General features: G+C 66.2%; 4 protein-coding genes and 1 tRNA gene. 3 read left to right on the forward strand and 2 right to left on the reverse strand.

From position 1 onward, the window contains the following. Positions 1-303: hypothetical protein (locus tag VJ811_RS05140; RefSeq protein WP_324071197.1), on the forward strand; the 303-nt coding region annotated here is incomplete at its 5' end. 78 nt (positions 304-381) lie between these two features. Here the strand turns inward: VJ811_RS05140 and VJ811_RS05145 are convergent. Together VJ811_RS05145 and VJ811_RS05150 are read right to left on the reverse strand one after the other, a co-directional pair. Then, on the reverse strand, positions 382-1137 hold the full coding sequence (locus VJ811_RS05145; RefSeq protein ID WP_324071198.1) for a hypothetical protein: 756 nt from the start codon (positions 1135-1137) through the stop codon (positions 382-384). A gap of 190 nt (positions 1138-1327) precedes the next feature. After that, positions 1328-1525 (reverse strand): hypothetical protein, encoded by a 198-nt coding sequence (locus VJ811_RS05150; RefSeq protein ID WP_324071199.1) that lies wholly within the window; start codon positions 1523-1525, stop codon positions 1328-1330. A 193-nt stretch (positions 1526-1718) separates the two neighbouring features. Here VJ811_RS05150 and VJ811_RS05155 point away from each other — a divergent pair. Together VJ811_RS05155 and VJ811_RS05160 are read left to right on the forward strand one after the other, a co-directional pair. Then, positions 1719-1803: transfer RNA gene (locus VJ811_RS05155), tRNA-Leu, on the forward strand. An 87-nt stretch (positions 1804-1890) separates the two neighbouring features. After that, on the forward strand, positions 1891-2396 hold a 506-nt coding region (locus tag VJ811_RS05160), incomplete at its 3' end, for a trigger factor family protein (protein WP_324071200.1).

The following is a 2396-nucleotide window of genomic DNA, read 5'->3' on the forward strand; positions in this document are numbered from 1 at the left end:
CTGAATTTCACTTGCGAGGAAGGCGGCGACCGCGTCTTCGCGGGGATTTCGGGCGGCGCGCCCGACCTGAGCGCGATCGAACTCGAAACGGGCAGCGAGCGCGTGCGGCTGGCCGGAACGACCGTCGCCGACGAGCTGCCCACCTTCACGGCGCAGGAAATGCCCGCGACCTCGCCGCTTTTCCGCGCCTTCGCCGCGAACGGCTGGCTGCGGATGACCTCGAATGGCGAGACGCTCGATATGACGGCAACGCCGACCGGCAAGCGAGCGATCGCGCGCTTCGCGGCTTTCTGCGCCGGCTGACACGGACCGGCCGATGCTTCGCGCTCCGCTGACGTTGGCGGCGATGTTCGCCGACGTCGCCGCGAAGCGCGCCGTTTCTTAGAAACGCCGCGTCCCCGCAGCCCAGTCGCCGCTGTCGCACTGGCCCGAGAAATTGGTGATCGCCTGTATCGTGATCCCTCCCGAGCGGCGATCGACGGTCAATTTCGGCTTGTTGAGGCCGTTGATCCGATAGCTCGCCGTGATGCGGTCGGGGGTGACGACCAGATTGTCGAGATCCCACCAGCCATGATCGTCGCCGCTGTGAATCGGCGCGACGAGCTTCGGCCCCAGATGGATGCGGCCGTGATCGCCATAGAGTTCGATCTGGACGTCGCTGTTGAACCCCTGTGCGTTGTTCGACAGCTCGTTGCTCCATTCCCATTTATGGTTACGCGGGTTCCAGCTGTAGCGCGGATTGTTCTGAACGGTCGGGCGTGTGCCCGCGCCGTAGCAGACGAGGACGAGCGAGCCGGGGTCGCGATAGCCGGGCTCGGCGGCGGGCTGATGGTGATCGACGGGAGCGGCGGAGCCGGCGTCGCGGCAGTTTTCGGCCGGAACGGCGATCAATGCGCCATAGCGCCCGTCGACGGTCGAAACCGAGATGCAGCGGCCGGTGCGCGCGTTCCACCAGAAGGTGTAGCGTTGGTCGCCAACGGTGTTGGAGAAGCGCGATTCATAGCCGCGCGCAAGAAGCTGGGTCTCACCGCCCGCGGCGCGCGCGCCCGCGAGATCGGCGACGTCGGGCGCCGATTGCGCGAAGGCGGTGGCAGGAAAAGCGGATGCGAGGAGGAGGGCAGGGAGAAGCGGACGCATCGTGAGACTCCTGTTGCGGTGCGGCGCGACATTATCAATGCCGGTTCGCCGCCGACAGGGGCATTCGCCTTTTGGAGCCTGATTATTTCTGTTTGAATCGTCATCCCTGCGCAGAGGTGTGCGGAGGCGCGTGACGCTGAACAGGGTTTCGCCGGTGCGCCGGGCCGGGGAAGGAGACAGGAAGGTGGCGTCAAACCTGCTGCGGCGGCACTTCGTCGGGTCCGCGGCCGGGTTCGTCGATGTCGCCGCCGCCGGGATTGCCGGGGATTTCGGGCGGCTGGCCAGCGGGGTCTTCTTGCGGGGGCGGTTGCGCCGGCCGTTCGGGCGGCGCCTGCGGTTCGATCGTGTCGGGCTTCGGCTTCGGAAGCGGGTCGGGGCTGCTGGTCATTGTCACTCTCCTTGAGTTAACCAACGAACGGGCGCGCCTACTGTTCCGCCGGCGGAGGCGCCAAGCATGTTCCGCGCGCGGAACGGGGGGGCTTTGCGCCCTTGCCCTCGGCGACGCGTCTGCTATAGCCCCGCGCGGCCCGCACGGGCGTGCGCGGCAGCGCGCGATTTCGTGCACCCGGCCGAAAGCACCTGCGGGCGTGGCGGAATTGGTAGACGCGCTGGTTTTAGGTACCAGTATCGCAAGATGTGGGGGTTCGAGTCCCTTCGCCCGCACCAATCTGCAATGCAGGCCGGGATCATGGGGAACTCCGCCGCGCTGGCGGGGTTCGATACGAGATTTTGAGCAAGGATAAGACCAAGGCAATGAAGACCGTCGAAACGCTGAACGAAGGCCTGAAGCGCGAATATCGCGTGACCATCACCGCCAAGGATATCGACGCGCGCGTCGACGACGAGGTGAAGAGCATCGCCCCGACCGTCCGCATGCCCGGCTTCCGCCCCGGCAAGGTTCCGCCAAACCTGATCCGCAAGATGCACGGCCCGGCGCTCTCCGCCGACGCGCTCAACAAGGCGATCGACGCCGGCGTGCGCGACCTGATGGCGAAGGAAAAGCTTCGCCCGGCGCTGCAGCCCGCGGTTGCGCTCGACGAAGGTTATGAAGCCGGCAAGGATGCCGAGCTGACCGTTAGCCTCGAAGTGCTGCCCGAGATCGCGACGCCGTCGATCGACGGCCTGAAGCTAGAACGCCTGACCGTTCCCGCCAACGACAAGGCCGTGATGGCCAAGATCGAAGAATTCGCCGCGCAGATGAAGCGGTTCGAGGAAGCGCCGAAGACGAAGAAGGCCGCCCAGGGCGACCAGGTCATCAT

This window comes from Sphingopyxis sp. (assembly GCF_035250425.1).
In the GTDB taxonomy this organism is placed as follows: domain Bacteria; phylum Pseudomonadota; class Alphaproteobacteria; order Sphingomonadales; family Sphingomonadaceae; genus Sphingopyxis.

Bases quoted from the DNA above. Each gene is read 5' to 3' on its own strand.
- VJ811_RS05145 (WP_324071198.1), bottom strand. From the start codon at position 1,137: ATGCGTCCGCTTCTCCCTGCCCTCCTCCTCGCATCCGCTTTTCCTGCC.
- VJ811_RS05150 (WP_324071199.1), bottom strand. From the start codon at position 1,525: ATGACCAGCAGCCCCGACCCGCTTCCGAAGCCGAAGCCCGACACGATC.